The organism is Spirosoma litoris, assembly GCF_054776755.1.
In genome coordinates this window covers 333,394-359,474 of record NZ_BAAHBI010000010.1, presented here as the reverse complement: position 1 = coordinate 359,474, position 26,081 = coordinate 333,394, and the positions used below count along the sequence as shown (strand labels likewise).

Genomic DNA, 26,081 nt, shown 5'->3' with positions numbered 1-26,081 from the left:
TTGCCCTTATTTTGCTTTCTGTGTTAAGTAACCGAACGTAACATTCTCTTATGTCAATTGCTTTTTTAAAGGAGGAACGTAAAGATTTAATAATCAACCAATTGAATCTTCATACGCGAATCAATCTGACCGATTTGGCTGTTACGCTAAACGTATCTGAAGACACCGTCCGACGCGATATAAATGACCTGGCCGACGAAGGGAAGCTGATTAAAATTCGTGGGGGCGCTATGTCGAAGGCGTACCATCACTCCTCGCAGTTGCAGGAAACGTATGCACATCAGAGCAAGCGGATCATTGGCGAGAAAGCACTTACGCTCTTGCGCGATGGCATGCTGATTTTGATGGGCGGTGGCACAACGATCCGGGAGTTCATCAAGATGATTCCAGCGGACTTAAAAGCAACTTTTATTACGGTTAACCCCCTCACAGCCGTTGAGTTACTGGACAAACCCAATCTGGAAATCATTATGATTGGCGGGCAAATTTCCCGCTATAGCCAGATGAGTGTAGGTGGCGAAGTGTACCAGCGTCTATCAGAATTACGCGTCGATCTGTGCATCATGGGAACCAACGCCATCGACGCCAAAGAGGGACTAACCGATTCGGATTGGGAAACGGTACAGGCCAAGAAAACGATGATTCGGGCTGCGGAAAAAATTGTTATTCTGGCTATTTCCGAAAAGATGAACAGCGTTATGCGTATGAAAGTGGCCGATTTGGGCCAGATCGATTATCTGATCACCGAGCTACCTGCCGATTCTCCGCAATTGTCGCCCTACCGAACCGGGAAAACCGAAGTCTTGTAATGATACTTATCTAATGCAGGTTCTATGCTTTGACAAAATAGATTCTAACTGTTGCTATAGATTCTTTCGGTTGCTATTGCATTGATAATCAGAGACAATAGAATCAAAAGAATCTAAATTGGACGAGTACTAGTGCTTTGGCAAACTAGATTCTAGGGGATTCTATCGATTCTCGGGGCCGCCCACGCGGTTGGTCCTATTGTGCTGATAATCAAAGACGATAGAATCCAAAGAATCGATAGAAACTAAATTGGACGAGTACTAGTGTTTCTGACGATTCAATTTGGACGTTTATCGTTTATCAATCTAATAGAATCAATAGTATCTGGTAGAATCTAATTTGGTGAAGCAACAGTCCTAAATTTACCCGATATCCCTTGCCATTCAGCCTAAATTTTCTCCGTATCACACGGATGATTTGCATCAATAGGGTACTATTTCCGTATTTACAGGCGTTTTCTATTTAACGACCTGATCCGGCCAACGCTATGTCGGCTGGTTTCTATAATGACGCTTATCAATCGATTATTTTCCGCTTTTTCCCGCAGTTCGGCAAAACAGGAGCCTGTAGCTCCTACTGTTACGGTTATGCCCGTATCTGCACCATTGGATACTACCTTTCAGAACCAGCCAGAACCTGAATTTCCGTTAAATACCTATAGTACAACTGCGCCATTACCCGCCTGGTTGGCCGACGAAGAGAGTTTGCGCGATGAGGGTGTGCTTTTTGGCCTCTCAGATGCTCGACCCGATGGTAAGGTCGCTCAAATTCGGGCCTATTTTGGCCAACAAGTAGCCCCGCTGGAGGAACAGGTCGAGCATTACACCGACAAAATTGGCGAACTCAATCTATTAATTGAACAGCGGGAAAATCGTATCACAGGCCTTCGTGATCAAAGTAGCGATCTACGTGACGCCCAAACAACTCCGCATAATCTGATTCGTCACTGTGCAAGCCTGATTTTATCGCTTGTGTTGTGCGTTGGCAATTTTTATCTGATCGACGAAACCCTGCGTCCAACATTTCCCAATCGATGGATTGCGGTCGGTGTTTTTATGGCGGGCATGTTCAATTTGTTTGGGCGAACATCGTTTTTTTACGAAACCGATTCTCGTTTAACCGGTCGACGACTGATCGAGGAGTTTGGCTTACCGCTTGCCACGTCGCTTTTTATTCTCGTTCAGTCCTTACAGACCCAATCGCCCCCTCAAGCTGTTGGTTTATTTGTGTTTGTGTTCTTTCTCTTCCTCTTAGCCGGAAAACTCCTTTTAAGTACACTCACGGCGATTCAGACCGATCTGTTAGCGATTCAGCACAATCATCAATTAGCCATTGATAAAAAGCAGAACATCCCTGCCTGGGAAGGCGAGATTGAGCGCCTGAATCGGGAAATTGATGCCATCCGGACGAAGAAGTGGCCTATTGTAACAGCCCTAAATCATGTCCAGGCCGAACAGACCCGTTTGAACACTCAACGCGATGGGCTTGTTAACTTATTTATCAGTGAGTTTGAGCTTGCCCGCAGTCTCCGTGATCGACTGAGCGCGCAGCAGCGACAAGCGATGTTTAATGAGTTGTAGTACTGATTATGTTGCCCTGTTCTCCTGGTTAAAATGCACAACGTATATCTCTACAACTTTCTAACCATACAACTTGACTAGTTATGGAACCAACCAATAATCCCGACTTTCAACACGGCTATACCAGCGGTGTGGAAGGCGTAAATCGGGAAACATACGAAGGCTATTTATCCAGTCAGATCAATACAGACTGGCTTTCTGAACGGATTCAGGAAAAACGGACCGAGCTAGCCAATACCGAACGGCAGCTTACCGAAACAACGGACGCCAACCGGACAGCTTTTGCTACGCTACAGGCACATACAGTACAGGTAGAACGGTTAGCCAAACAAATCAGCCAGCACGAGTCCGATCGGAAGGCGCTGGAAACAGAACGAGATAACCTGCTCGAACGCCGGACCAAGGCTGCGCCTGATTACTCACTTCTGGCAGGAATTCTGTTCCTCATTGCAGGTATTTCATTTTTGGCGGGTGATTTAATTATCTCCCACGAAATTGTGGCCTATGCGCTTAACATCCGCAACACCAACGAAGCCTGGGCCTTTGCCGTCGGGTTAGCCATGGTGTCCATTCTGTTAAAGCCTGCTTATGATCGACTGATCGAGCAGCCTTACCAGGAAGATCCGGTAAAAAATGGGCAGAGATACGGGCGTTTTAAAATGGCGCTGGCCGTGTTTTCGGTACTGACATTAGCCGTGCTAGGCTGGTTTCGGTATGAAGCTTATCGTACCGATCAACTCAAATCGGCCATCAATAAATCTGTTCGTCAACTCCAACTGAACACCGATCCAACTGCTGCAACACAAACCCTTAGCCCATCGACACTTAACCAAATTGAAAAACAACTGGGCCAGTCGAGTGAGCTAAATTTAGCCCTAGTCAATAGCCCTTGGGCACTTTTATCGTTTGTATTGAGTGGCATTTTGTTCGCACTTGCCGGAGCCGTTTGTCTGGGCATTGCGTTGCCGGTTTTGTCAGCCTTCTGGTTTAGGTGGTTGCAGGCCGATATAAAGCTTTGGAAATTACGCCGTCGTCTGAAACGAGTTGATCAGCAAATTGCTCCGCTTGAAGCTCAGTTTGCGGAGCAGCTTACCCAGCAAAACGTGCTGCAACACAACCTCGATTTATTGCCTAGCCTCACGGAGTTGAAAGAACAACGTCAGGCCATAAATGCCGATTTAAATGAGTTATTTGCTGAATTAAAATTAGCCCAAACTGATAGTCGCATCAGCAATTTCAACGACGGCTACGGTCAGGGAGAAGCCACACGTACTGTCTTGAGTGCTGAAGAACAGCGGCAATTACGGAAAGAGATGCTGACGCTTCAGAACAACAGAAAGCGGGCCGATGAATCTCGTCCAAATGGCACTTCGCCTACTAACGGGACGAATGGTAAACCACAGGCACTCAGACCCTATCAAACCGTTCGGAAGTTTCTTTCCGATGAGTTATAAGCGTAAGGCAGGCTCAACGCCTGCCTTATTGCTTCTACCCGACGCTTGGCTATGGAAAACACGCTTGATCATCAACAAATTCAGGATTTTATTCAGCAGGGATTTGTTCGCATTGACCAGGCGTTCTCCCCAAGCCTGGCCGAAGAGTGCCGAACTATACTTTGGGCAGATACGGGTTGCGATCCGAACGATCCAACTACCTGGACTAGTCCCGTTATTCGGCTTGGTAATTATGCCCAGGAACCATTCCGGCAAGCAGCCAATACGCCCCGCTTATTGAATGCATTCGATCAATTGGTTGGTTCTGGTCAATGGCAACCCCGAACTAGTTTGGGTACGTTTCCTATTCGTTTTCCCAGCCCCGTCGATCCAACTGATACAGGCTGGCACATCGACGTAAGTTTTGCAACGGAAGATGACGACCCGACTGATTTTCTGTCCTGGCGGGCTAATGTAGTTTCAAAAGGAAGATCGCTACTGATGTTGTTTCTGTTCTCAACAATCAATGAAAACGATGCACCAACGCGTATTCGGGTTGGCTCGCACTTCGATATTGCGCGTCGATTGGAGCCCGCTGGCGAAGTGGGATTGTCTTTGCGCGAATTGGCCGTAAACGGATTTGACGAAACAGCCGGACTACCCGAAGTACTGGCAATCGGCGAAGCGGGCACCGTCTATTTATGCCATCCGTTTCTGGTTCATGCTGCCCAACCACACCACGGCACTAATCCGCGATTTTTGGCTCAGCCACCACTCCTACCAGCTCATCCATTTCAATTGAAGCGGACAAACGGCCATTATGCACCAGTTGAGCAAGCCATTCGTCTAGCATTGCGATTAGCCTAAGAAACGTGAATAATGGACAAAATCTGAAATTATTAGCTGATTATCAGTTATTTATAATATTGTTTTTTGTCATCCCGACGGCAGGAGGGATCTTCGGTAAATAACCAGTTGCCGAAGATCCCTCCTGCCGTCGGGATGACAAAAAACTAGTATAATTCTATTCGTAAATCCTCCATAATTCACGTTAAGAACTCAAAACACAATTTTTCTGAATCGTCACTTTCAATCTGACGAAAGCCGTTTTTAACCAGCACGCCAATAGAAGCCTGATTGCCTGGTAACGTATGGGCAATAATTCGCTTTACACCTGCTTGCTGCCAGGCATGTCTACAGAGCGTTGCAACCACTTCGGTAGCAATTCCCTGAAGTCGCCATTCGTGGGAAACAGAATAACCAATTTCCAGTAAACCGATTGAATCTGGCGGGCCAAAGTAACCACCACTAGCGACCAAAGTGGCGGGAGTTGTTGCCGTCGGATACGCAATCACATACCAGGCGTACCAGCCAGTAGCCTCTTCTCCACCAGCTAAAAGTTGATCCAGAAAAAATTGCATAGCTCCCTGATCATATTCACCTGGAGGCCAATCAGCAGGAATAGCCACATTCAGGGAGCGCGCAAGTTGCTGGTTACTAATTAACTCTGACTGCAATAGACTTGGTGAAGCCGCTACGAAAAGTAAGCGGGGTGAGTACAGAAAATGTGAATTCATCGCTTAATCTACATTGATTTTTTTGACTTATTATGGCTATTGTACGTCTAAACCTATCTACATGCCAGTAAGTCTCGATATATCCTTCTAGATTTGCGTCGTGTATTTTCAAAAAATAACTGCAACTCTTTTCCAAGGATTTCTCCTAGATCGTGTTTAAGTTTTCTTACTAATCTTTTTTGTCATTTCGACGTCGGAGAAATCTCAAGCTTGATTAATAAGCAAACTTAAGGTTTTTCCCGACCTCAAAATGACAAAAAGTTAGTAGTTCATATAGAAACGAAAGTTTGAAAAGATTCCAGATTAACGTATAATGAAATCAGTAAAATTTTACATTGTTGATGTTTTCGCTTCTCAAAAATATCAGGGTAATCAGTTAGCTGTTTTTCTGGATCTGGAAGATTCACTTTCTCAAAAGGAAATGCAGCAAATTACGAAAGAAATTAATTTTGCTGAATCAGCTTTTATTAAAGAAAATAAAGACAATCAACGCTTTGTCGTAAAAATATTTACACCCGAACAGGAAGTTCCGTTTGCGGGTCACCCATCACTCGGCACCAGCTATATCATCGCTAAATTTATTTTACCAAAAGCTATCCCTAACTTAGTCCTCGAATTAGCTCATAGCGACATCGATATTACCATATTCAATCCTGAAAATCTGGATGATAGCTTATTTTTCATGCGCCAGGCACAGCCTGAATTTAGAGATACCTTTACAAGAGAAGAAGTTTCTAAAGATCTCGGAATCAGCCTGAACGACATTGACACGAGCCTTCCTATTCAGGAAATAAGCACTGGGCTTCCGTATATTCTTATCCCGCTCACCAGTTTGGCGGCTATGGAACGCCTTAGCCTCACGTATGACTCATTTAAAGAGTTTCTAGTTTTCCGAAATCGGCACCAAACTAACAGCCCGGCGGGGCACTCCACCTCTCTATTTTTCTTCACCAAAGAAACGTATGAATCGGGTAATACCTATAACAGTAGAATGTTATTACTTGAAAATAATAAGCTATTGGAAGATGCAGCAACGGGCAGCGCCAACGGCTGTTTTCTAGCTTATTTATTAGCCCATATGAGTCCCCAAATTAACGTAACTGTAGAACAGGGTTTTCAAATAGGACGAAAATCACATTTGTATCTTGATGGAAAAATCACGAACGGTAATTATCAACTAAATGTGGGAGGGCGGAATAAATTAATCTCAGAAGGAGTTTGGTATGTTTAGCAAAACAAAGCCAAAATCATAGTAACTCTTAACTCTCCTAATATCAACTTTTTCGTATTAATTATGGCCAATGAGCTTTTTAACCGCCGAGATGTTTTAGCCTATTTTATTGTTGCAGCAATCGGTGCATCTGTACAACTAATAGCTGGAAGCGTACTTCAGGATTGGTTTCAGGTTACGTACCAGCAAGCTTTATTTATAGGGTATATCATCGCTTTTCTGGCGGGCTTTTTTCTGACTAAGCTTTTTGCCTTCAACGCGAAAAACTCGGCAAAAACACAACGGGAAGCCGTCAAATTTACGCTTGTATCTATACTCTCTTGCCTGATAACCGTTTATGGAGCGTCTTTCCTAAATGACTATTCAACGGCAGCCATTGGAACCCATACCATTATCATTCCTTTCTCGGTGAAGGAAGTTAATCTGAATAAATTCATGTCGCAGATTGCCGGTATGGGGCTTAGCTTTTTAAGTAATTATATACTTCACAAACGCTTCACATTCGCGAATACCGGGTTCTATGAAAAGCTGAAAGCATTACTCAACTTATAGTAGAGTTTGAATAGAAATAAACGTTCGTCTCGAAAACTCTTGGCAAATGGTCGACCAGAACAACATTTAGAAACTATCAATAAAGTAAGACTAAACTATAATTAAGATCATTTTTATATCCTATTCATTAAAAATAGTATAAATATATATCTATTTATATAGGAAACTGCTGTACATTGAATTTTCAATACCAACAGGTTCCTATGCCTACTCTCTACTTAAAAAAAGCCAGACATTCGTCTATTCAATTCTTTTACGTAGTTATCAGTTTAAGCCTGGCTACTCCTTCTTTGCTGCTAGCCCAACTTATTAAACCGCGTGCCGTTCTGTGTGGTACTGCAAGCTTAACGGCCGAAGAACGAAAGGATCTTGAAGCGGAAGCAGCGTTGGCCCTCCGCTTGAAAAAAGCCTCTGGGGCACTCTTCACCACGATTACTTACATCCCCATCCGACCGCACATAATCCGCAAATCGGATGGTACGGGCGGCTATACCATGGCTAGCCTTAACAATGTAATGGCGCTTACCAACAAGTATTATCTTCAGAATGGTAACGGTATCCAGTTCTATTTTTCAGGCACCACTCCCGACTATATAAATAACGACGCCCTTTATAACCAGTACCGGCAAAATACAGATGATGCCACGATAGCCCCATACGATGTAACGAATGCATTGAACCAATACTATGTCCATCAGTTCGATAATGGAAATCTGGGAGGCTATGCCCGATTCCCATCGAATGATGTAGCCTCTACTCGTACAATCATTCTCGATGAAAATTATGACGATGATATGGGCAATCGGTTAGTGCCGCACGAACTAGGCCATACGTTCAATCTGCTACATACCTTCGAATCGGCCTATGGCTATGAGCGGGTGACTCGGGGCAGTGGGGCAAACTGTACCACAACAGGCGATTTAATCTGTGATACGCCAGCCGATCCTTATGGGCGATACGCTGATGCAACCAGTTCCTGCGTTTCTGGATGCCCCTCTAGCTATACCTGTTCATTTACCGACGATCAGGGAAATCTGTATTCCCCTTCGCCAACGAATATTATGTCCTACTATTATCCCTGTACGCATGATTTTACAGCCGGCCAATATGACCGGATTCAGGCCGGTCTAGCCACCCGCCAGAGCCACACCGCTTATACGCTAAATGCTCCTCCAACAAGCATGGCAGCCCCTTCCAACGTAGTCGCCAGCATTCTGAGTAATCAACTAGTGATAACCTGGCAGGATAACGCCAGCAATGAAATGGGTTACTTTATCGAACGATCCACATCACCGACAACAGGATTCGTCCCGATAGGTGGGGTAGAGCCTAATGTGACAACGTTTACCGATGCATCATTTACCCCACGGACTACCTATTACTATCGCATTAAGGCATCTAATACAACCACAGGCAGTATTAGTACAACGGCATCTGTAGTTGCGCCAGATTGCCTTCCTAATTTCTCTGACGATGGATGCCCCTACTCGATCAATATAACGGGTGTAACTGTTAACAATAAAATCTTAAGTCAAAATTCGGGTTGTTCATCCAGCACAACTAGTTACTATACGTCATTTACAGGTGTCAGTGGAACAGTCACAGCAGGGCAATCGGCCACGTTTACAGTTACCAAAGGTACGATGAATGCGATGGGTAGTTCAATTTGGGTTGACCTAAACAACAATCATGTTTTTGAGATCAGTGAACGGCTATATCAAATGTCAGCCGCCGATAAGGCAGCTACCTTTTCAGGTACGTTGGCCATTCCAATCAGCACGACCGCAAGTGCAATCGCTATGCGCATCGTTGCTGCGTTCTCAACAATTCCGGGAGACCCATGTGGTAGTTATGATTACGGAGAGACAGAAGACTATATCTTAGTTGTGAAGCAACCTTGTACTCCACCCGTTGCCAGCCTAAGCGGTACAACAACTATCACAACTGGGCAAACGGCAACCCTTACAGCCACATTAACTGGTAGTAGCCCTTTTTCATTAACAGTGAATACCAGCAATAGCTCGCCGATTACATTCACAGGTATTACGACTTCCCCATTTACTTTCACCGTGACTCCTGTAATCAGCACAACGTACACACTAGCTAACGTGCTCAATGGGTGTGCAACTGGAACAGGTAGCGGCATTGCTGTAGTTACGGTCAATTCCTGCACAGCGATGTACACACTCAAAGTCGGTTCCTGGGACGATCCTACCGTTTGGTCGTGCAATCGGCTGCCCACCCAAACCGATTTAGTTACGATTGGTCATCAGGTTACCATCCCTAATGGATTTATAGCCAAAGCGTTGCAGGTAAACTACACGGTTGGTGGCCAACTTGCCATTAATCCAACTGGTCAGTTACTCTTTCAGCCGTAAGAACTCAGGAAGAAACTATAAGACAATGCCTGCCAGCAAACCACCTAAAATCAGTACGTAAGGCGGAATCTTGCTGTACAATAGCAATCCTATCGTCACTAACACCACGACCACCGATGGCCAATGTGGTGCCATTGGTTCAAAAAGTGCGATGGCTGCGGCTGCGGTCAATCCTGTGCTGGCGGCATTGATTCCTCCCAGAGATGCACGTACAACCCGATACCGTTTGAGTTGCTCCCAGAAACGATAGACAAAGAAGATAAGAAACGTACCGGGCAGGAAAATCCCAACTGTTGACACTAAGCTGCCCCATAGTTGACCGTGCACACCTGCATCACGCATGGATAGTGCCCCAATGTAAGAGGCAAACGAAAATACAGGCCCTGGTACAGCCTGTACGAGACCAAGGCCGGACAAAAACTCCTCACGGGTCAGATAATGCTTGAAAGCCACGAACTCATTATAGAGCATAGGGGTCAATACCTGTCCTCCGCCAAAAACAAAGCTGCCGTTCCGATAAAAGTTCTCGAATAGCCGAACCGGCAAGGCGTGCGTGATAGCACCCATTCCAGCCGCTAAAACAAACACACCTAACCACAGAAAAAAATTAGCCCATTGAACGCTCAATGGCTTTTTCTCCATTCGCTCCTGCTTTTCATAAGTCAGCGCAGTGGTGAGGCCACCAATGGCAATAACAATTGGCGTCATAACTGGCGATCGAAAAACATAGCCAACCAACGCTGCCGTAACGGCAAGCGCCAGACTCACCTTATCCTGAATAACCTTTTGCCCAATCCGATACCCAGCCACGATCATAAAGCCAACGGCCATTGGTTGAATAAACCGGGCAAATTGAAGCGATAGATGATGACGTTCCAGGTAAGATATCCCGATTCCGGCCGCTGTCATGATTAATACAGCAGGCAGAATCCAAATGGTAACGGTCAGGTAGGCCAGATTCGGTCCGCCAATTTTAAACCCTAAAGCGGTGATAGTTTGGGTGGAGGTTGGCCCCGGCAACACTTGCCCCAGGGCATTCAGCTCCAGCAATTCTTCTTCCGTCAGGTAGCGCCTTTTCTTCACCAGACGTTCGTAGAACATGGCCAGGTGCACCTGTGGACCACCAAACGTTGTGAGGGCAAGAATCAGCACATCTTTCAGGAAGATGATGTACCGGATTCGGCGCACGGGTTTAGCAGTCGTTAGATAAGGCAACATGGTTGAGGGTCAGGAGTGGTCAAATGTAGTCAGGAATAGTCAGGGGTGGCCAGAAATAGTCAAGTGTCGAAATCGATTATCAGGCAATTCTTAACTACTCCTGACAACACTTGACTATTTCTGACTACTCCTGACTCGTAACTGACTATTTCTTTTTTAGTCCTAACTCCATCAACCGCTCGTCCAGAAACTCCCCGGCTGTCATATCGACATATAGTTTGGGGTGTTGTGTATCAATACAGCTTTCCAGGCTAGTAAGGTCCATATCGGCCCGTGGGTGCATGAAAAACGGAATCGAGTAGCGCGACTGATTCATTTTCTCGCGGGGCGGGTTCACAACCTGGTGAATCGTCGACTTCAATTTGTGGTTTGTAAGCCGGTCGAGCATATCTCCCACGTTAACCACAACCTGATCGGGCAGGGCTGTAATGCCAATCCATTTACCATCACGACGCAATACTTCCAGGCCATCAGCCGAAGCCCCCATCAACAATGTAATCAGATTGATGTCGCCATGAGCAGCCGCTCGTACAGCACCATCAGGCGTCGTGTTGGGATCAAGTGGGAAGTAATGGAGAGCCCGCAGAATGCTGTCGCCGTTCCGAACTTTATCATCAAAATACGTTTCGGGTAACTCCAGATAAAGGGCAATAGCTCGCAGCAATTGCTTGCCTGCGTTCTCAAGTGTTCGGTAAGCTGTCAGCGTTGCTTCCCCGAATTCAGGCGATTCTTCAGGAATCACATTGGCAGGCATATCGCCTTCTGGCTCAGGCTGACCGATGTGGTAAAACTCCTTTAAATCAGCGACTTTAAAGCCTTTCGCGGTTTCTTTCCCTTTGCCAATATAGCCGCGCTGGCCGTTGAGTTCGGGGTGCTCGTATTTTTGCTTCACACTATCCGGCAATGAAAAGAATGCCTGTGCTGAGCTATATAATTTTTTCGTCAACTCATCGGTCAGGCCGTGGTTCCGAATGGCCACAAATCCAATCTGGTTAAACGCCCGGCCTAAATCCTGCACGAATTTAGCTTTGCGGTCAGGATCGCCTGAGGTGAAATCCGCCAAATCCAAAGACGGAATTTCATTGTATAATTCTTCTGCTAACATAGACGAAAACTATTTTCACAAAAATACAAAAGCTAAGAGTTAAAAAGTTATAAAGTCATAAAGTTGTAGAGTCCATGGGCGTGTTAACCAACTCTACAACTTTATGACTTTATAACTTTTTAACGCTATTACTCTTTCGGTTAGGCGCCGAAATGCTTGCTTGCTTTATTCCAGTCAATTACGTTCCAGAAAGCGGTAACATAGTCGGGGCGACGGTTCTGGTACTTCAGATAATAAGCATGTTCCCAAACATCAAGGCCCAGAACAGGTGTACCTTTTTTCTCGGCCAGCGCCATTAGTGGGTTGTCCTGATTCGGTGTCGAGACAATTTCAACCTCGTTACCATTCTTGATCAACCATACCCAGCCTGACCCAAAACGACCGGTGGCAGCCTTAGCCCATTCCGTTTTAAAATTGTCGAACGAAGTGTATTTCTTATTAATCGCATCGGCCAGAGCGCCTTTTGGTGCGCCACCCGCATTAGGCCCCATGATATTCCAGAAGAACGTGTGATTCCAGTGACCACCCGCGTTGTTACGCACAGCGGCTGGGGTACTGGTTGTTACGCTTTTCACCAGGGCCTCAATATCCATCTTCGCCATGTCGGTTCCGGCAACCGCTTTATTCAGGTTGTCCACATAAGCTTTGTGGTGCTTACCGTGGTGAATCTCCATGGTCATTTTATCGATATGTGGCTCAAGTGCGCCCGTATCGTAAGGGAGTGGCGGCAACTTAAACGGTCCCTCTGCCTGAGCAGGTGCAAATCCAAGAGAACGGAAGGCTATCAAGCTGGCTGAAGTACCGAATGCCAGTTTCAAAAACTCGGAGCGATTCATGCGAATGATTGGTTTTGGGAAAAACAAAAAACGTCTGTGACCACAGGTGCCGTTAAACAAAACCCCACAAATGGGCGAATGTTCAACAACGAACGGTCACAGACGCAAAGAAACGAGTTTTTGTCTCCCCTAGGCTATTGGAGCCAGAGATTATTCATAGGCAATCCGGCTCAGAATACTCCGGCCAAGGGTTACCTCATCGGCATATTCGAGATCGCCCCCGATGGGAATACCCCGGGCAATGGTCGAGATTTTAAGATTAAACGGCTTGAGTTTCTTTTGCAGATAAAAAGCTGTTGTATCCCCTTCCATGGTGGGGCTAATGGCCAGGATAATTTCGCGAACGTGTTCACCTTCTGGCCCCCGTAAACGAGCCATGAGCGAGTCAATTTGCAAATCGCTTGGACCGACTCCTTCAACGGGCGAAATAATTCCTCCCAGCACGTGATATAAGCCTTTGAATTGGGCCGTATTTTCAATCGCGAGGACATCGCGCGTGTCTTCTACAACGCAAATCAAGGATTGATCGCGTTTGTGACTGGCGCAAATGGTGCACAGATCGTGGTCTGACAGGTTATGGCACTTCTGACAATATTTGACCTTCGTTCGCATGGCCGTTAAGCTCTGGGCCAGCAACTCGGTTTGGTCTTCGTCACGTTTAAGCAGATGCAATACCAGCCGGAGTGCGGTTTTCTTCCCAATTCCCGGCAGCTTCGACACCTCGTTAACCGCTTCTTCTATTAGTTTGGATGGATACTCCAATTGTTTGCTAATTAAAGAGTGAAAGAGTGCAAGAGCGAAAGAGTGGCTGACGCGTCAACTTTCGCTCTTGCACTCTTTCGCTCTTTCGCCTTTAATTTAAAACCTCAGCCGAGATACCTCTACGGCAGATCTCATTACGCATCGGGACAAGTTCTTCCCATGAACCGTTTTTAACAGAGCACTTCCCTTTGTAGTGAATCAGGAGTGTGCATTGCTCGGCCTGTTCGGGGGTGTGTTCACAAACGTCGATCAGCGTATCAATGACGTGTTCAAACGTATTGACATCATCATTGAAAACCACGAGGTTATGAACGTCGGTTTCAACTACTTCATCGAGTACATGTACGTCGGTCGACCAGTCGTTTTCTTCAAAAGGTTGCATGGGATCGAAAAGCGTGTTTACTTAGCAAATTTACGGAAAAATGGGCAGTTTTAAAAACTATATCCGTACACAAAAACAACCTTAATTGAGCTTAAAAAGTTGCCTTCGGACAGGCTTTCCACTTGTACGTTGTCCGTTATAAATCGTTAGTCTACTTCATGAACACTACCCTCGCTTTAGTGATTTTAATTGCCTATTTCGGGATGCTGATTGCCGTCTCGTTTTACACAGCCCGGGGAGCCGATACCAATGCTTTTTTTACCGCGAATCGCCAGTCTCCCTGGTGGTTAGTCGCTTTCGGGATGATTGGCACTTCCTTATCAGGCGTTACATTTATTTCGGTTCCAGGAGCTGTTGGAAAGATTGGATTTTCGTATTTTCAGGTTGTCCTGGGCTACATCGTTGGTTACTTTGTGATCGGCTCCGTATTGATGCCCCTCTATTACCGACTGAATCTGATTTCCATTTACGGCTACCTCGAAAAGCGATTTGGGTTCTGGTCCTACAAATCGGGAGCGGGCTTCTTTCTGCTTGCCCGAACGGTGGGTTCAGCCGTGCGGCTTTACGTAGCAGCCGGGGTTTTACAGATTGCTCTTTTCAACGCATTGGGCGTTCCATTCGAGGTTTCGGTGTTCATCACAATCGGATTAATCTGGATTTACACCTTCAAAGGGGGCGTTAAAACGATTATTGTAACCGATACACTCCAAACCGTATTTCTGGTTACGGCGGTTGTATTGACTATTGTGCTAATCTCCCAGGAGCTGGGTTTATCGTTCAGCGGATTGATCCAAACCGTAAAAACCAGCTCGATGTCGCAGGTGTTTTATTGGGATGGCAATGACCCTAAGAACTTCTTCAAGCAGTTTATTTCGGGGGCATTCATTGCTATCGTAATGACTGGTCTTGATCAGGATCTGATGCAGAAAAACCTGACCTGTAAGAATATTGGCGAAGCCCAGAAGAACATGTTCTGGTTTACGGTAACACTCGTTTTCGTGAACTTTATGTTCCTCTCGCTTGGTGTCTTGTTATACGTATATGCTCAACGCGAAGGTATCGAAATACCAACTCGTACCGATGACCTGTACCCAATGCTGGCGCTCAATCACCTTGGTCTAGTTGTTGCCATTACGTTTCTGTTGGGTATTACAGCCGCTACCTACGCCAGTGCCGACTCTGCTCTAACCGCGCTAACAACCTCTTTTTGTGTCGATTTCATGGACGTGGAGAAGCGCCCGGAAGCCGAACGGTCCCGAATCAAACACATCGTTCATATTGGCTTTTCAATACTGTTTTATATCGTCATCATTGTGTTCCGACAGTTGAATAGCAAAGAAGTCATTACCGCCGTTTTTGACATTGCGGGCTATACTTACGGACCATTATTGGGGTTGTATGCATTTGGTATTTTCAGCAAACGCCCAGTTATGGATCGCGTTGTGCCGTTCATTTGTGTGGTTTCACCCATACTCACCTACTATGTCAATGAAAACTCAGCGACCTGGTTTGGCGGTTATCAGTTTGGTTTCGAACGGTTACTACTGAACGGCCTGTTTACGTTTGTTGGCCTGTGGGCGATTTCGAAACCGGTACAGAAAGAAGAAGTTGTGGCGGTGTAAGTGCATTTTGCAAGATTATGTACCACAAAGACACAGAGAACTCAGAGCAGAAATTCACGTATTATCAAACTATAACTCTGCGTTCTCCGTGTCTTTGTGGTTAATTCTATTTTATTATTGACTTTAGTCGGTTGTGACACAAAATACGTTATGAATAGTAGACTTTCCCTAACCTTTTCCCTGCTGTCAATAGCGTTTTCATTCGCTCAGGCCCAATTCTGTTTTTCGCCCGAAAAACCGCAGCTTGGACAGATAGTGTCATTTACATATAGCCCCCAAACGACCCCTCTGGCCAAAGACAGCACACTGGAGGGTCGTTTTGTGCGGTATAGTACCCCAAGTATGATGCAGATCAGCCGCCCGACAACCGTCTCGTTAGTACGACAGGGCACTGATTATGTGGGCGAAATTTACATCCCGACTAAAGACGTAACGGGGACAATGCTGTTTTTTCGAAATAGCAAGCAGCCTCAGCGGACTGACCTGAACAATGGCCAGTTTTATGTCATTCCGGTTTGTGATGCATCGGGCCGAATTGTACCCCATGCTACGGGTGGTCAGGCATCGGTATTTACACGTAGTCATTTTTTGAATGAAACAAACACACGGTTCGATCCTAACTGGGTTGTCACGCTCTATAATCATGAGCTGGCACAAAACCCTGATTTGCAGCCGCTGTACTGGTCCGATCGGTTAGCCGCGCTTATTAAACAGAAAAAACCGGGCTATGGTCCTAAAGTCAAAGCCGAGATAGAGAGTTATTTAGCTTCCCGCCCAAATCCAACGCTTACTGAATTGACCGATGCGATACGATTGTACGATAGCATGGGTGATTATCAGAAAGTGAATGCCCTCCGCGAGCGGCAAAAAGTGTTGGAACCTGCGGGTTCGTTAGTACAGAAAGACCGCGCTATCGCCATTCGGGCCCAAACGGACTGGACTCGCCAAAAAGCGGCTTATGAAGCCTTTGTCCATGAATTTCCGACTTCATCGCATTTGTCCGATCTGGCGGTGATTATGACAAATGGATACTTCAAAAATAACGATATCCGGGGTCTGGTTACGTTTGTCGAACAGCAGCCAACCACCCAAACCGATGTACTGGTTCTGAATACCATTGCCTTTCAACTAGCCGACGAACGTCGCTCTTTACCCGAAGCGGAACAGCTGATCAAGCACGCGATCACCGTATTAAAAGCGCACCCCAAACCCAGAAACGCGTCGGCTAACTGGGAAGCTGAAAAGCAAAACCGGCAACGGCAGTTAATGAACACGTATGCTCGGGCATTGGAACAGCAAGGCAAATACACCGAAGCCTATACTGCCTACCAGGAGGTTATCAATCCCGATGATGCCGAAGCCAGTGATCCACGCACGAACGAACGCTATTTCCTATGCGCTCTACGGGCGAATCATGCCTCCGATGCGCTTCCGATGACTGAGGCTGCCATTCAGGTAGGCAAGGCGACACCGGGCCTGAAAACCGCGTTACATGATTGGTATGCCAAACAACCCGGCAACACACCTGCCAAAGCCGATACGTATCTGGCCAATCTCGAAGCCGATATAAAGGCAGATCAACGCGATGAGATTCAGGAAAAGCTGATCAACGAGCCAGCTCCTGCCTTTACCCTCACCGATTTATTGGGGCGAACCATTTCGTCTTCGGCCTTTAAGGGTAAAGTGATTGTCCTTGATTTCTGGGCCACCTGGTGCGGGCCATGCATTGCGTCGTTCCCAGCCATGCAACAGGCTCAGAATCGATTCCAAAGTGACCCAAATGTCCGGTTCCTGTTCGTCAATACACGCGAAGGTGGGCCAGTTCAGCGAGTGCATAATTTCATGGAAAAACATCCATACAATTTTGTGGTGCCTCTGGATAGTCAGCAGAAAGTGTCTAATGCCTATAAAGTTCAGGGCATCCCAACGAAGGTGGTAATTGGCCCTAATGGTCGCGTTCGGTATCGGCAAATTGGTTTTTCGGGCGACCCTGAAGCCACCGTTAATGAGCTGGCCCTGGTGGTCGAAATGCTGAAAGAAGGAAAGTAAATGTTCAAACCCAATGCCAGAGGATAATCCGAAAATCATATCTACGCAAAATGCCGAACACTACATCTGGGGAGCTGAGTGCGATGGCTGGCATTTAGTAAAATCCGATTCACTAAGCATTATTCAGGAACGTATGCCACCAGGAACGGCTGAAGTAAAACATTATCACCGACAGTCGCGGCAATTTTTCTTTGTCTTATCGGGCGAAGCGACTCTGGAAATCAATCAGGAGACAATCCGTATGAAGGCAAACGAAGGCATCGAAATCCCGCCCTTCGTTCCACATCAAATGCGGAACGACTCACTGCATGATGTCGTTTTTATGGTTACTTCAACGCCCAAGAGTCATGGCGATCGGGTCGTCGTGACGGAATAGATTTTTTTCGCAAAAGAGATATAATCAATACATACATCACACAGAATCATACAATAACTTAATTGATTACAAAAAATCTTACATTTGTCATCTAAATAGATCTATTTTTTGTTTACAAAATATGAAAGTCGATTCGCTTGCCAATAAGGCCTATATCGAAATCAGGCGAAAAATATTATCCAACCAATTAGTGGCGGGAACTCGCTTAAAAGAAGACCTCTGGGCTAAAAAGCTGGATGTGAATCGGATGGCGGTTCGCGAAGCGCTTACTCGACTTCAGGGTGAGCAATTAGTTGTCTTTGGCGAGAAAGGCGGCTATTTCGTGAAATCCATAACGGCCGATGATATTCGTGAAATACGCGAAATACGCGAAATATTGGAATTGAGCGCCTTACGGTTAGCGATCCAAAAGATTGATGATCAGCAGCTTGCCAAGCTTGAAGAAATCTGCGACGACTTCTCGTCTATGGTCGCTCGTGGGTATTTGAGCGGTGCGCTGGAGGCTGATGTCAAATTTCATGAAACCCTCATCGACTGTGCTGGTAATTCTAAGCTAATGGACATTTACCAAATCAGCAACATTCCCTTATTCCACCAAAAAATTGGGAAGACTCAGATACACATGAACGATTATGAGCTTACTGACCAGGAACATCGACAAATACTAAAAGGGCTGAAAGACAAAGACTTACCCCTTGCACAAGAGGCACTTATCAAGCATTTACTCCGGGGAGAAGCCGCTTCGCTAGAGATTGAATAGCGGAAATACGAATAATATATAAGAATTACCTGCACACGACCCCGACCATCCATCGGGGTCATTTTGCATAGGCTTAGTTGCTTAAGTAATGGGCCAATTTGAATGCGACAATGCTTTGGTACGCCCCCGATGGGACATTCGTACCTTTCCCCCACTTATCAAACTTACCTAGCAAGGTACATTCAACGGATCCTGTAAACGTCCACTCTCCAACCCGATTGCCAACAATTTCACTTCGTGTTTATTCTTCTCTTTTGCCAATCTGCCGATTATTTCATCCGAAATGACCTTTCACTCCCTATTTCTTGAAAGAATTACCCCGTTTAGCTTAAAAATTATTCTGAAATTTTTTTTTGTTTACAAAAATACACTTGATTTGTAATCAAATACCAGAAGCAAGCACAGTCCTTCTTGCTAAATAGAGTTAGTACCAATAGTCGCACTGCAAACAAGTCGACGGGTGATATAGCTAGCTGAATAGGCAGGGCCCTGTTTACACAGTTAACTACTGATTGCCGAACAAGCCGAATGGCGTCTGGAATCTACTTTACCTTAAACCGACCTAAATCACAGTGTAACACACCGCTTTAGAAGTAAACATGTATTGATTAGCTCAACGACGTATCAACGGCTCTTTTCACAAGGATCGTAAGTGGCTACGATGGAGTACCCCATGGCAACACTCTTCAAATGCGTAACTCTTTTTGTAAAACAGATTATGAACGACTCACTACATCTTAGAAAAGAAACGGTATGCATGCTGCTCTTCTGCATGCTGGCAACAGTTTGGGCAAATGCGCAAACACTGATTTCAGGGAAAGTCACCAGTGCTGAAGATCAGCTACCCATTGCAGGGGCAAACGTATTACTTAAAGGCTCAACAACTGTTGGTACCTTCACCGGGGCCGATGGAGCCTTTACGCTGACGGTTCCGGCCAGCGCTAGCGTAATTGTATCGTATATCGGCTATCAGGCACAGGAAATTACGGTTGGCTCACAAACAACATTCTCAATTGCGCTGGCCCCTTCCACCACTTCGTTGAGTGAGGTTGTCGTTACGGGATACTCCTCCGAAAAGAAGAAGGACATTACGGGTTCGGTATCGATTGTCGATATGAAATCGCTGAAGTCTATCCCTGCCGGTTCAGCCGTACAGGCATTGCAGGGACAGGTACCGGGGGTAACCATTCTGAATTCAGGCGCGCCCGGAAGTACCAGCAACATCTTTATTCGGGGGATAAGCTCGTTTGGTAATACCCAGCCGCTGGTGCTGATCGATGGGGTTCAGGCGGAACTCAACAATGTGAGTGCCAGCGATATTGAGTCGGTTCAGGTATTGAAAGATGCGGGCGCAGCTTCCATTTACGGGGTTCGTGGCTCGAACGGGGTCATTATCGTAACGACCAAAAAAGGAAAATCAGGCCAGCCAACTATTTCGTATGATGCTTATTATGGTACCCAGCAACCCTTGCAGGGCAATGTGTTCAACTTAATGAACTCTACGGATTTCGCCCGTTTGACGAAAGTGGCCTATCCAACTACTGGTCTGTTTCAGAATGGGTTACCGGACTATACATACCGTGGCCCAGGCGCAACCGGCGTAGGGAATGCAGGTGACGCAGCCGTTGATCCATCAAAATACAACTTCGATGCAACCAACCCTGCTAGGAATTACCTCATCCAGGCAGTCAACAAAACGGGCACCGACTGGTTCCATGAACTTTTTAAAAGTGCCCCTATAACCAGTCATAACCTGACAGCCAGTGGTGGCACTGATAAGTCGAATTACATGGTCTCTTTGAATTATTTCAATCAACAGGGCACTATGTTGAAAACCTACCTCAAACGATATTCAGGCCGGGTTAACACGCAGTTCAAGGTCAAAAATAACGTTCGTATTGGCGAGAACGCCTATTTCTTCTACAAACAGAATCCTGGTTTCGACAACCTGAGTAGCGGTAACCCAATTGCCTGGACATATCGGGCCATGCCAATCATTCCGGTTTATGACATCAAAGGAAACTATGGCGGAACCTTTGCCGGACCTGAGTTAGGTAGTTCTTCGAACCCGGTTGCCGTTCAGATGAACACCGCCAATAACCGGACGAATACCTGGGATGTCGTTGGAAACGTATTTGCTGAAGTCGACTTTCTGAAGCACTTCACGGCGCGGACCAGCTTCGGCGGAAGCATTGATAATCAATACGCTACAACCTTTACGTTTACGCCTTATAACAACTCAGAAGGCAATACAAACCCCAATTCGTTCGCTGAGGCTTCTGCCTACAACACGAATACAATGTGGACCAACACGCTGACCTACTCCAATGCGTTTAGAGATCATACTATAAAAGTAATTCTTGGCTCAGAAGCGATTCGGAACTACGGCCGGGCAGTTACGGCTTCCAGCAGCGGTTTCTTCTCTACCAGCTACGACTACCTGACACTCAACAACGGTACATCGAACGTAACCAATACCAGTAGCGCCTACGAAAACACCTTATTTTCTCTATTTGGTCGGCTGGATTATTCGTTCAAAGAGAAGTACCTGTTAGGCGTTACTGTTCGTCGGGATGGCTCATCGCGGTTTGGCTCTCAGCGCCGATATGGTACGTTTCCATCGGTATCGGCCGGTTGGCGGGTGACGGGCGAAGAGTTCATGAAAAACGTGACCTGGTTGAACGATCTGAAACTACGTGGCAGCTACGGCGTGCTGGGTTCGCAGAATAACGTTAGCCCACAAAACGCCTTTACGCTGTTCGGTGGGTCGTTCTACGATGCGTATTACGACATTACGGGTAGCAACAAAATCACGCAGGGCTTTGCGCAAACCAACATCGGAAACCCGAATACGGGATGGGAAGAAAACGTAGTGACTAACCTGGGTTTCGATGCCACCTTGCTTAACAAAATCGACCTATCTTTCGAATATTACAAGAAGTCGATCAATGGTCTTTTGTTCCCGCAAACCTTGCCAGCAACGGCTGGTGGCGCAACCGCACCGACTGTCAACGTCGGCGATATTCAGAACAAAGGCGTCGATATTGGCTTAACGTATAGAGGGACCGTCAACAACGATCTACAGTTCAGCGTAGGTGCCAATATTACCACCTACAACAACAAAGTAATCAACATTCCGTCGCCCACCTACTTCGAAACCGCAAACACCCAGAACCTGGGCAACGTCGTTCGGAACCAGGTTGGTCAGGAAGTAAGCTCATTTTTCGGATACAAAGTAATTGGCCTGTTCAAGAGCGATGACGAAGTAGCGGCTTCGCCTACGCAAAGTGGTGCTGCTCCAGGTCGCTTTAAATACCAGGATGTGAACGGCGATGGTAAGATTGACGCCAGCGACCGCACCTTCCTGGGTAGTCCAAACCCCGACTTTACGTATGGCCTGAATCTGGGGGTAACCTACAAGCGCTTCGATTTCTCGACTACGCTCTACGGGTCGCAGGGGAATGAGATTTACAACACCGTAAAATCGTTCACCCACTTTTTCAGTACCTATGTAGGCGCTAAAAGCAACGATTTGTTAAATGCCTGGACGCCTGAAAACCCAAATTCAAACATTCCAAAGATTGAATCGACGGGGTCGTTCAGCTCATCGGGTGTATCTAACTCGTTCTACGTCGAAAACGGCTCGTTCCTGAAAATGCGCTCGCTGGTGATTGGTTATACCGTGAGCCCACTCCTGTTACGGAAATACGGCCTGAATAAAGTCCGGGTCTACGGTCAGGCTGCCAATCTGTTCACCATCACGAAATACAGCGGGCTTGACCCCGAAGTGAGCGGACTTAGCTCGGCCTTTGGCGTCGATTATGGTAACTACCCCAGCAATCAGAAAAATTTCATCTTCGGCCTTAACGTCTCTTTTTAAAATACCATAAACCGTTATCAATCATGAACTATAAGAAGTTTGTTGTCGGCTTATCGTGTTGCCTGGTATTTTTAACCGCAACCAATTCCTGCACAAAAGACTACCTGGAAGTAGGGGCTATCGGTGCCACCAGCGAATCGACATTAGCGAACAAGGCCGGGGTCAATGGCCTCTTAGTTGGAGCTTACTCCCTGCTCGACGGCTGGGGAGTTCCCAACACAACCTATTACTTTATCGGGGTTAGCAACTGGATTTTCGGGGGTGTAACCTCCGATGACGCACATACCGGAACCCAGGCATCGGCTTTGCCCCCGATGGAATCGGTCGAGAGTTACAAATACGACGCAACCATGGCTCCATTCAACAACAAATGGATTGTGTTGTACGCGGGTGTGCAACGGGCCAACGACGTGTTACGATTGCTGGCTAAGGTTACCGACAATTCGATGACCGCCGACGAAATCAAGCAGGTAAAAGCCGAAGCCATGTTCCTGCGGGCGGTCTATCATTTCGAAGCGGCTAAGTTGTGGGAGAATGTCCCCTACCTCGATGAGACGGTGAGTTATGCTAACGGCAACTACAACGTGTCGAACACGACCTCGATCTGGCCTAAACTGGAAGCGGATTTTAAATTTGCAGCCGACAACCTGAGCGCCACCAAATCGGACCCAGGTCGGGCGAATAGCTGGGCAGCCAAAGCGTTTCTGGCCAAGGTATACATGTTCCAGGATAAATACACCGACGCGAAGCCCGTTCTGGCCGATGTGATTGCGAATGGCGTGACGGCTTCAGGCGCTAAATATGCGCTGGTCAATTTCGCTGATAACTTCAATCCGCTAAAAAAGAACAGCGCCGAATCGGTTTTCGCAGTGCAGATGTCTATCGATCAAACCTATCAGAACGGCAACTACGGCGACGCACTGAACTTCCCGATGGGTGGCCCGGCTACCTGTTGCGGAGCCTATCAGCCTTCGTTCAGTCTGGTTAACTCGTACAAAACCGACCCTAATACAGGTCTGCCTTTGCTCACAACCTTCAATAACTCCGATATAACCAATGATCAGGGTATTGAAAGTAGCGCACCGTTTACACCCTACACCGGAACCCTCGATGCGCGTCTGGATTATACAGTTGGTCGCCGGGGAATACCCTACCTCGACTGGGGTATCCATCCGGGTAAAGCCTGGATTCGGGTACAAGCTGTAGCAGGGCCTTACAGTCCGATTAAAACAATCTATTATCAGGCCGCTCAGGCAACAACTTCCATGTTTTCGCGCTGGACATCCAACAATTACACCATGATTCGCTTTGCCGATGTTCTCCTGTGGGCTGCTGAGGTGGAAGTTGAAATTGGTTCGCTGGCGCAGGCGCAAACCTACGTGAATATGGTTCGGGCACGGGCCGCCAATCCGAATGGCTGGGTAAAGAAATATGTTGACAACAGTGCCCCATTGAAAGGATTCACGAGCGAGCCAGCGGCTAATTACAAGGTCGGTTTATACACCGATCAGTTCGTAGCTAATGGAAAAGACTATGCTCGGGAAGCCGTCCGGTTCGAACGTAAACTGGAGCTGGCGATGGAAGGCCACCGCTTCTTCGATCTACGTCGCTGGGATAACGGTACGGGCTATATGGCTACGACGCTGAACAATTACGTCCAGCACGAAACGTCTATTTCAGGCTACGATTTCACCTATATGAAAGGAGCGACGTTCACGAAAGGCAGGAACGAGCTTTACCCGATTCCGCAGGCTCAGATTGATTTAAGTGTGACGGGTAGCGCACCTGTACTTGTACAAAATCCGGGGTACTAAACTTCCTGATCCGAAACTATTGATTCTTTAGATTCTATTGTGTTGACAACCAGAATCAATAGAATCCAAAGAATCAATAGAAGCTAAATTAAAGTAAGTATGCTCTTTTACGCGTCAACGTATCAATCGATTAAACAGTCCCTTAAGGACGCCATTATTCTGCTTCCCCTCGGGGCAATGGAGCAGCACGGCCCGCATCTGTCAGTGTCAACCGATACGGATATCGTAACCAGGATTGCTCAGGAAGCCGAGAAAGCGTTGCCCGAAACGGTGATGCTATGTCCCACCCTGCCGTTTGGCTCCAGTCACCACCATATGTCTTTTGGCGGTACCATGAGCCTTGCCCCGGAATTATACACGCAGGTAATTATAGATCTGGTACAGTCGCTGGTACTTAGTGGGCACAAACGTATTGTACTCCTCAACGGGCACGGCGGCAATATTACCCCCGTGAAACAGGCGCTGGCCATCTTGAGCAAACGTTTCGACGCCAGCCATCAGCCTACCATTGCGCTGGCAACCTATTGGGAATTGGCAGGCCGTCCGTTTGCGGGCGAGGCTCCGATGGAAAGCCCGGCATTGAGTCATGCCTGCGAATACGAAACGAGTTTGATGCTCCATCTTTTCCCCGAAAAAGTCTGGATGGAACGGGTGGCACGGGCACAACGACCTGAGCGCAATGGCTACATCGGCTGGGAAGATGACGAGCCGTATCGGGGCGTAACGATCTTCAAACAAACCGAATTCATTTCCAGCAACGGTAGCAGCGGAGAACCTCAACTGGGCACGCCCGAAAAAGGAAAACATTTATTCGACCAGGCAGTCAACGCATTGATCCAATTTCTGGAATCATTCAAAAACTGGCCTTTGTCTGAAAACCTGGCAACAAAACCATGAAGAAGCTGGAAATTAAACATCCCGACAAAGCGGTCAACACAGGAGCCTATTCATCCGGTGTGCTGGTCGGTGATCTGCTATTCGTTAGCGGTCAGGGTCCGTTGGATCTGGTAACGGGTGAGGTGAAATACGGCACCATCGAAGAAGAAACCTTACTGACGCTCTCGCACGTACAAAAGATTGTAGAAGCCGCCGGGGGAACCATTGATGACATTGTAAAATGTACCGTCCATCTGGAAGACATCCGCGAGTTTGACCGCTACGATGCCGCCTATAGCAGCTTCTTCACCGGCATACGCCCAGCCCGTACAACAGTACAATCGGTGCTATCGGATGGAATCAAGATTGAAATTGACGCCATTGCCCGCATCAGTTCTCCCACCGTTCAACCCAGCGATTTATGAGTTCGAAACTACGCATCGGAACGGTAGGGCTTGGCCTGATGGGAAGTAGCATTGCAACCTGCATTCTGGCGGCTGGCCACACGGTTATTGCGCTGATTAAAGAAATCGAAACCGCCGATGAAGCCCGGAATCGTATTCTTGGCTACCTACAGCAGTTAAGCCAGGAAGGGCTGTTGACGGATACACCTGAAAGCGTTCTAAGCCGTCTTACCATCACCAACGACGTTTCGTTATTGAGCAATCATCCCGTTGTGATTGAGTCGATTACGGAGAGTATAGACGAAAAGAAACGGCTGTATCATCAACTGGAAACGGTCCTCGCACCAACGGCAATTATTGGTAGTAACACCTCGGCCATTCCGGTATCGGTCTTGCAAAGCGGCCTCAAGCACCCAGAAGTCGGATCGTAGCCATG

General features: G+C 46.9%; 22 protein-coding genes. 16 read left to right on the top strand and 6 right to left on the bottom strand.

Going from position 1 to position 26,081, the window contains the following annotated elements; translation table 11 throughout:
- The first annotated feature begins 50 nt into the window (after positions 1-50).
- The 4 genes from ACYVGR_RS07940 to ACYVGR_RS07925 all read left to right on the top strand — a co-directional run bounded on the left by ACYVGR_RS07940 (position 51) and on the right by ACYVGR_RS07925 (position 4,690).
- Entirely contained in the window at positions 51-809 is a 759-nt protein-coding gene (locus tag ACYVGR_RS07940; protein ID WP_460955284.1) for a DeoR/GlpR family DNA-binding transcription regulator, read from the top strand.
- A 507-nt stretch (positions 810-1,316) separates the two neighbouring features.
- On the top strand, positions 1,317-2,390 hold the full coding sequence (locus ACYVGR_RS07935; protein WP_460955283.1) for a hypothetical protein: 1,074 nt from the start codon (positions 1,317-1,319) through the stop codon (positions 2,388-2,390).
- 83 nt (positions 2,391-2,473) lie between these two features.
- On the top strand, positions 2,474-3,844 hold the full coding sequence (locus ACYVGR_RS07930; protein ID WP_460955282.1) for a hypothetical protein: 1,371 nt from the start codon (positions 2,474-2,476) through the stop codon (positions 3,842-3,844).
- A gap of 51 nt (positions 3,845-3,895) precedes the next feature.
- Positions 3,896-4,690, top strand: a complete 795-nt coding sequence (locus tag ACYVGR_RS07925; protein ID WP_460955281.1) for a phytanoyl-CoA dioxygenase family protein — start codon at positions 3,896-3,898, stop codon at positions 4,688-4,690.
- Between the two features lie 179 nt (positions 4,691-4,869).
- Here the strand turns inward: ACYVGR_RS07925 and ACYVGR_RS07920 are convergent, their stop codons facing one another.
- Entirely contained in the window at positions 4,870-5,400 is a 531-nt protein-coding gene (locus ACYVGR_RS07920; protein ID WP_460955280.1) for a GNAT family N-acetyltransferase, read from the bottom strand.
- Positions 5,401-5,713: 313 nt separating this feature from the next.
- On the opposite strand from ACYVGR_RS07920, the gene ACYVGR_RS07915 reads away from it, so the two are divergent.
- The 3 genes from ACYVGR_RS07915 (at position 5,714) to ACYVGR_RS07905 (ending at position 9,561) form a co-directional block, all read left to right on the top strand.
- Entirely contained in the window at positions 5,714-6,631 is a 918-nt protein-coding gene (locus tag ACYVGR_RS07915) for a PhzF family phenazine biosynthesis protein (RefSeq protein WP_460955279.1), read from the top strand.
- A gap of 63 nt (positions 6,632-6,694) precedes the next feature.
- Complete coding sequence (locus tag ACYVGR_RS07910) at positions 6,695-7,183, top strand: GtrA family protein (RefSeq protein ID WP_460955277.1); 489 nt, start codon at positions 6,695-6,697, stop codon at positions 7,181-7,183.
- Positions 7,184-7,386: 203 nt separating this feature from the next.
- Positions 7,387-9,561 carry a GEVED domain-containing protein gene (locus tag ACYVGR_RS07905; RefSeq protein WP_460955275.1) on the top strand — a complete coding sequence of 725 codons (2,175 nt, stop codon included), beginning with the start codon at positions 7,387-7,389 and terminating at the stop codon, positions 9,559-9,561.
- A 15-nt stretch (positions 9,562-9,576) separates the two neighbouring features.
- On the opposite strand, the gene chrA is transcribed toward ACYVGR_RS07905, so the two are convergent.
- The 5 genes from chrA to ACYVGR_RS07880 form a co-directional block, all read right to left on the bottom strand.
- On the bottom strand, positions 9,577-10,779 hold the full coding sequence (gene chrA, locus ACYVGR_RS07900) for a chromate efflux transporter (RefSeq protein ID WP_460955274.1): 1,203 nt from the start codon (positions 10,777-10,779) through the stop codon (positions 9,577-9,579).
- 145 nt (positions 10,780-10,924) lie between these two features.
- On the bottom strand, positions 10,925-11,884 hold the full coding sequence (locus ACYVGR_RS07895) for an isopenicillin N synthase family dioxygenase (RefSeq protein ID WP_460955272.1): 960 nt from the start codon (positions 11,882-11,884) through the stop codon (positions 10,925-10,927).
- A gap of 140 nt (positions 11,885-12,024) precedes the next feature.
- A complete protein-coding gene (locus ACYVGR_RS07890; RefSeq protein ID WP_460955270.1) occupies positions 12,025-12,720 on the bottom strand; it encodes a superoxide dismutase in 696 nt (231 codons plus the stop codon).
- A gap of 150 nt (positions 12,721-12,870) precedes the next feature.
- Positions 12,871-13,482, bottom strand: a complete 612-nt coding sequence (gene recR / locus ACYVGR_RS07885; protein ID WP_460955268.1) for a recombination mediator RecR — start codon at positions 13,480-13,482, stop codon at positions 12,871-12,873.
- 91 nt (positions 13,483-13,573) lie between these two features.
- Entirely contained in the window at positions 13,574-13,864 is a 291-nt protein-coding gene (locus tag ACYVGR_RS07880) for an ATP-dependent Clp protease adaptor ClpS (RefSeq protein WP_182463388.1), read from the bottom strand.
- Between the two features lie 158 nt (positions 13,865-14,022).
- Here ACYVGR_RS07880 and ACYVGR_RS07875 point away from each other — a divergent pair, with 158 nt between their 5' ends.
- From ACYVGR_RS07875 to ACYVGR_RS07835, 9 genes are all read left to right on the top strand, one after another.
- Positions 14,023-15,486 (top strand): sodium:solute symporter, encoded by a 1,464-nt coding sequence (locus tag ACYVGR_RS07875; protein ID WP_460955266.1) that lies wholly within the window; start codon positions 14,023-14,025, stop codon positions 15,484-15,486.
- A gap of 150 nt (positions 15,487-15,636) precedes the next feature.
- A complete protein-coding gene (locus ACYVGR_RS07870; protein WP_460955264.1) occupies positions 15,637-17,535 on the top strand; it encodes a redoxin domain-containing protein in 1,899 nt (632 codons plus the stop codon).
- A 13-nt stretch (positions 17,536-17,548) separates the two neighbouring features.
- The gene (locus tag ACYVGR_RS07865; RefSeq protein ID WP_460955262.1) at positions 17,549-17,911 is read left to right on the top strand and encodes a cupin domain-containing protein; all 363 of its coding nucleotides are present in this window, start codon (positions 17,549-17,551) and stop codon (positions 17,909-17,911) included.
- 121 nt (positions 17,912-18,032) lie between these two features.
- Entirely contained in the window at positions 18,033-18,671 is a 639-nt protein-coding gene (locus tag ACYVGR_RS07860) for a GntR family transcriptional regulator (protein ID WP_460955260.1), read from the top strand.
- A gap of 718 nt (positions 18,672-19,389) precedes the next feature.
- Positions 19,390-22,551 (top strand): SusC/RagA family TonB-linked outer membrane protein, encoded by a 3,162-nt coding sequence (locus tag ACYVGR_RS07855; protein WP_460955258.1) that lies wholly within the window; start codon positions 19,390-19,392, stop codon positions 22,549-22,551.
- A 23-nt stretch (positions 22,552-22,574) separates the two neighbouring features.
- A complete protein-coding gene (locus ACYVGR_RS07850; RefSeq protein WP_460955256.1) occupies positions 22,575-24,365 on the top strand; it encodes a RagB/SusD family nutrient uptake outer membrane protein in 1,791 nt (596 codons plus the stop codon).
- Between the two features lie 99 nt (positions 24,366-24,464).
- Positions 24,465-25,262, top strand: coding sequence for a creatininase family protein (locus ACYVGR_RS07845; RefSeq protein ID WP_460955254.1), 798 nt, complete (start codon positions 24,465-24,467; stop codon positions 25,260-25,262).
- A complete protein-coding gene (locus ACYVGR_RS07840; protein WP_460955252.1) occupies positions 25,259-25,666 on the top strand; it encodes a RidA family protein in 408 nt (135 codons plus the stop codon). The genes ACYVGR_RS07845 and ACYVGR_RS07840 overlap by 4 nt, the downstream gene beginning before the upstream one ends.
- Positions 25,663-26,076 carry a 3-hydroxyacyl-CoA dehydrogenase NAD-binding domain-containing protein gene (locus ACYVGR_RS07835; RefSeq protein WP_460955250.1) on the top strand — a complete coding sequence of 138 codons (414 nt, stop codon included), beginning with the start codon at positions 25,663-25,665 and terminating at the stop codon, positions 26,074-26,076. Before ACYVGR_RS07840 ends, ACYVGR_RS07835 begins: the two co-directional genes overlap by 4 nt.
- Positions 26,077-26,081 lie beyond the last annotated feature (5 nt).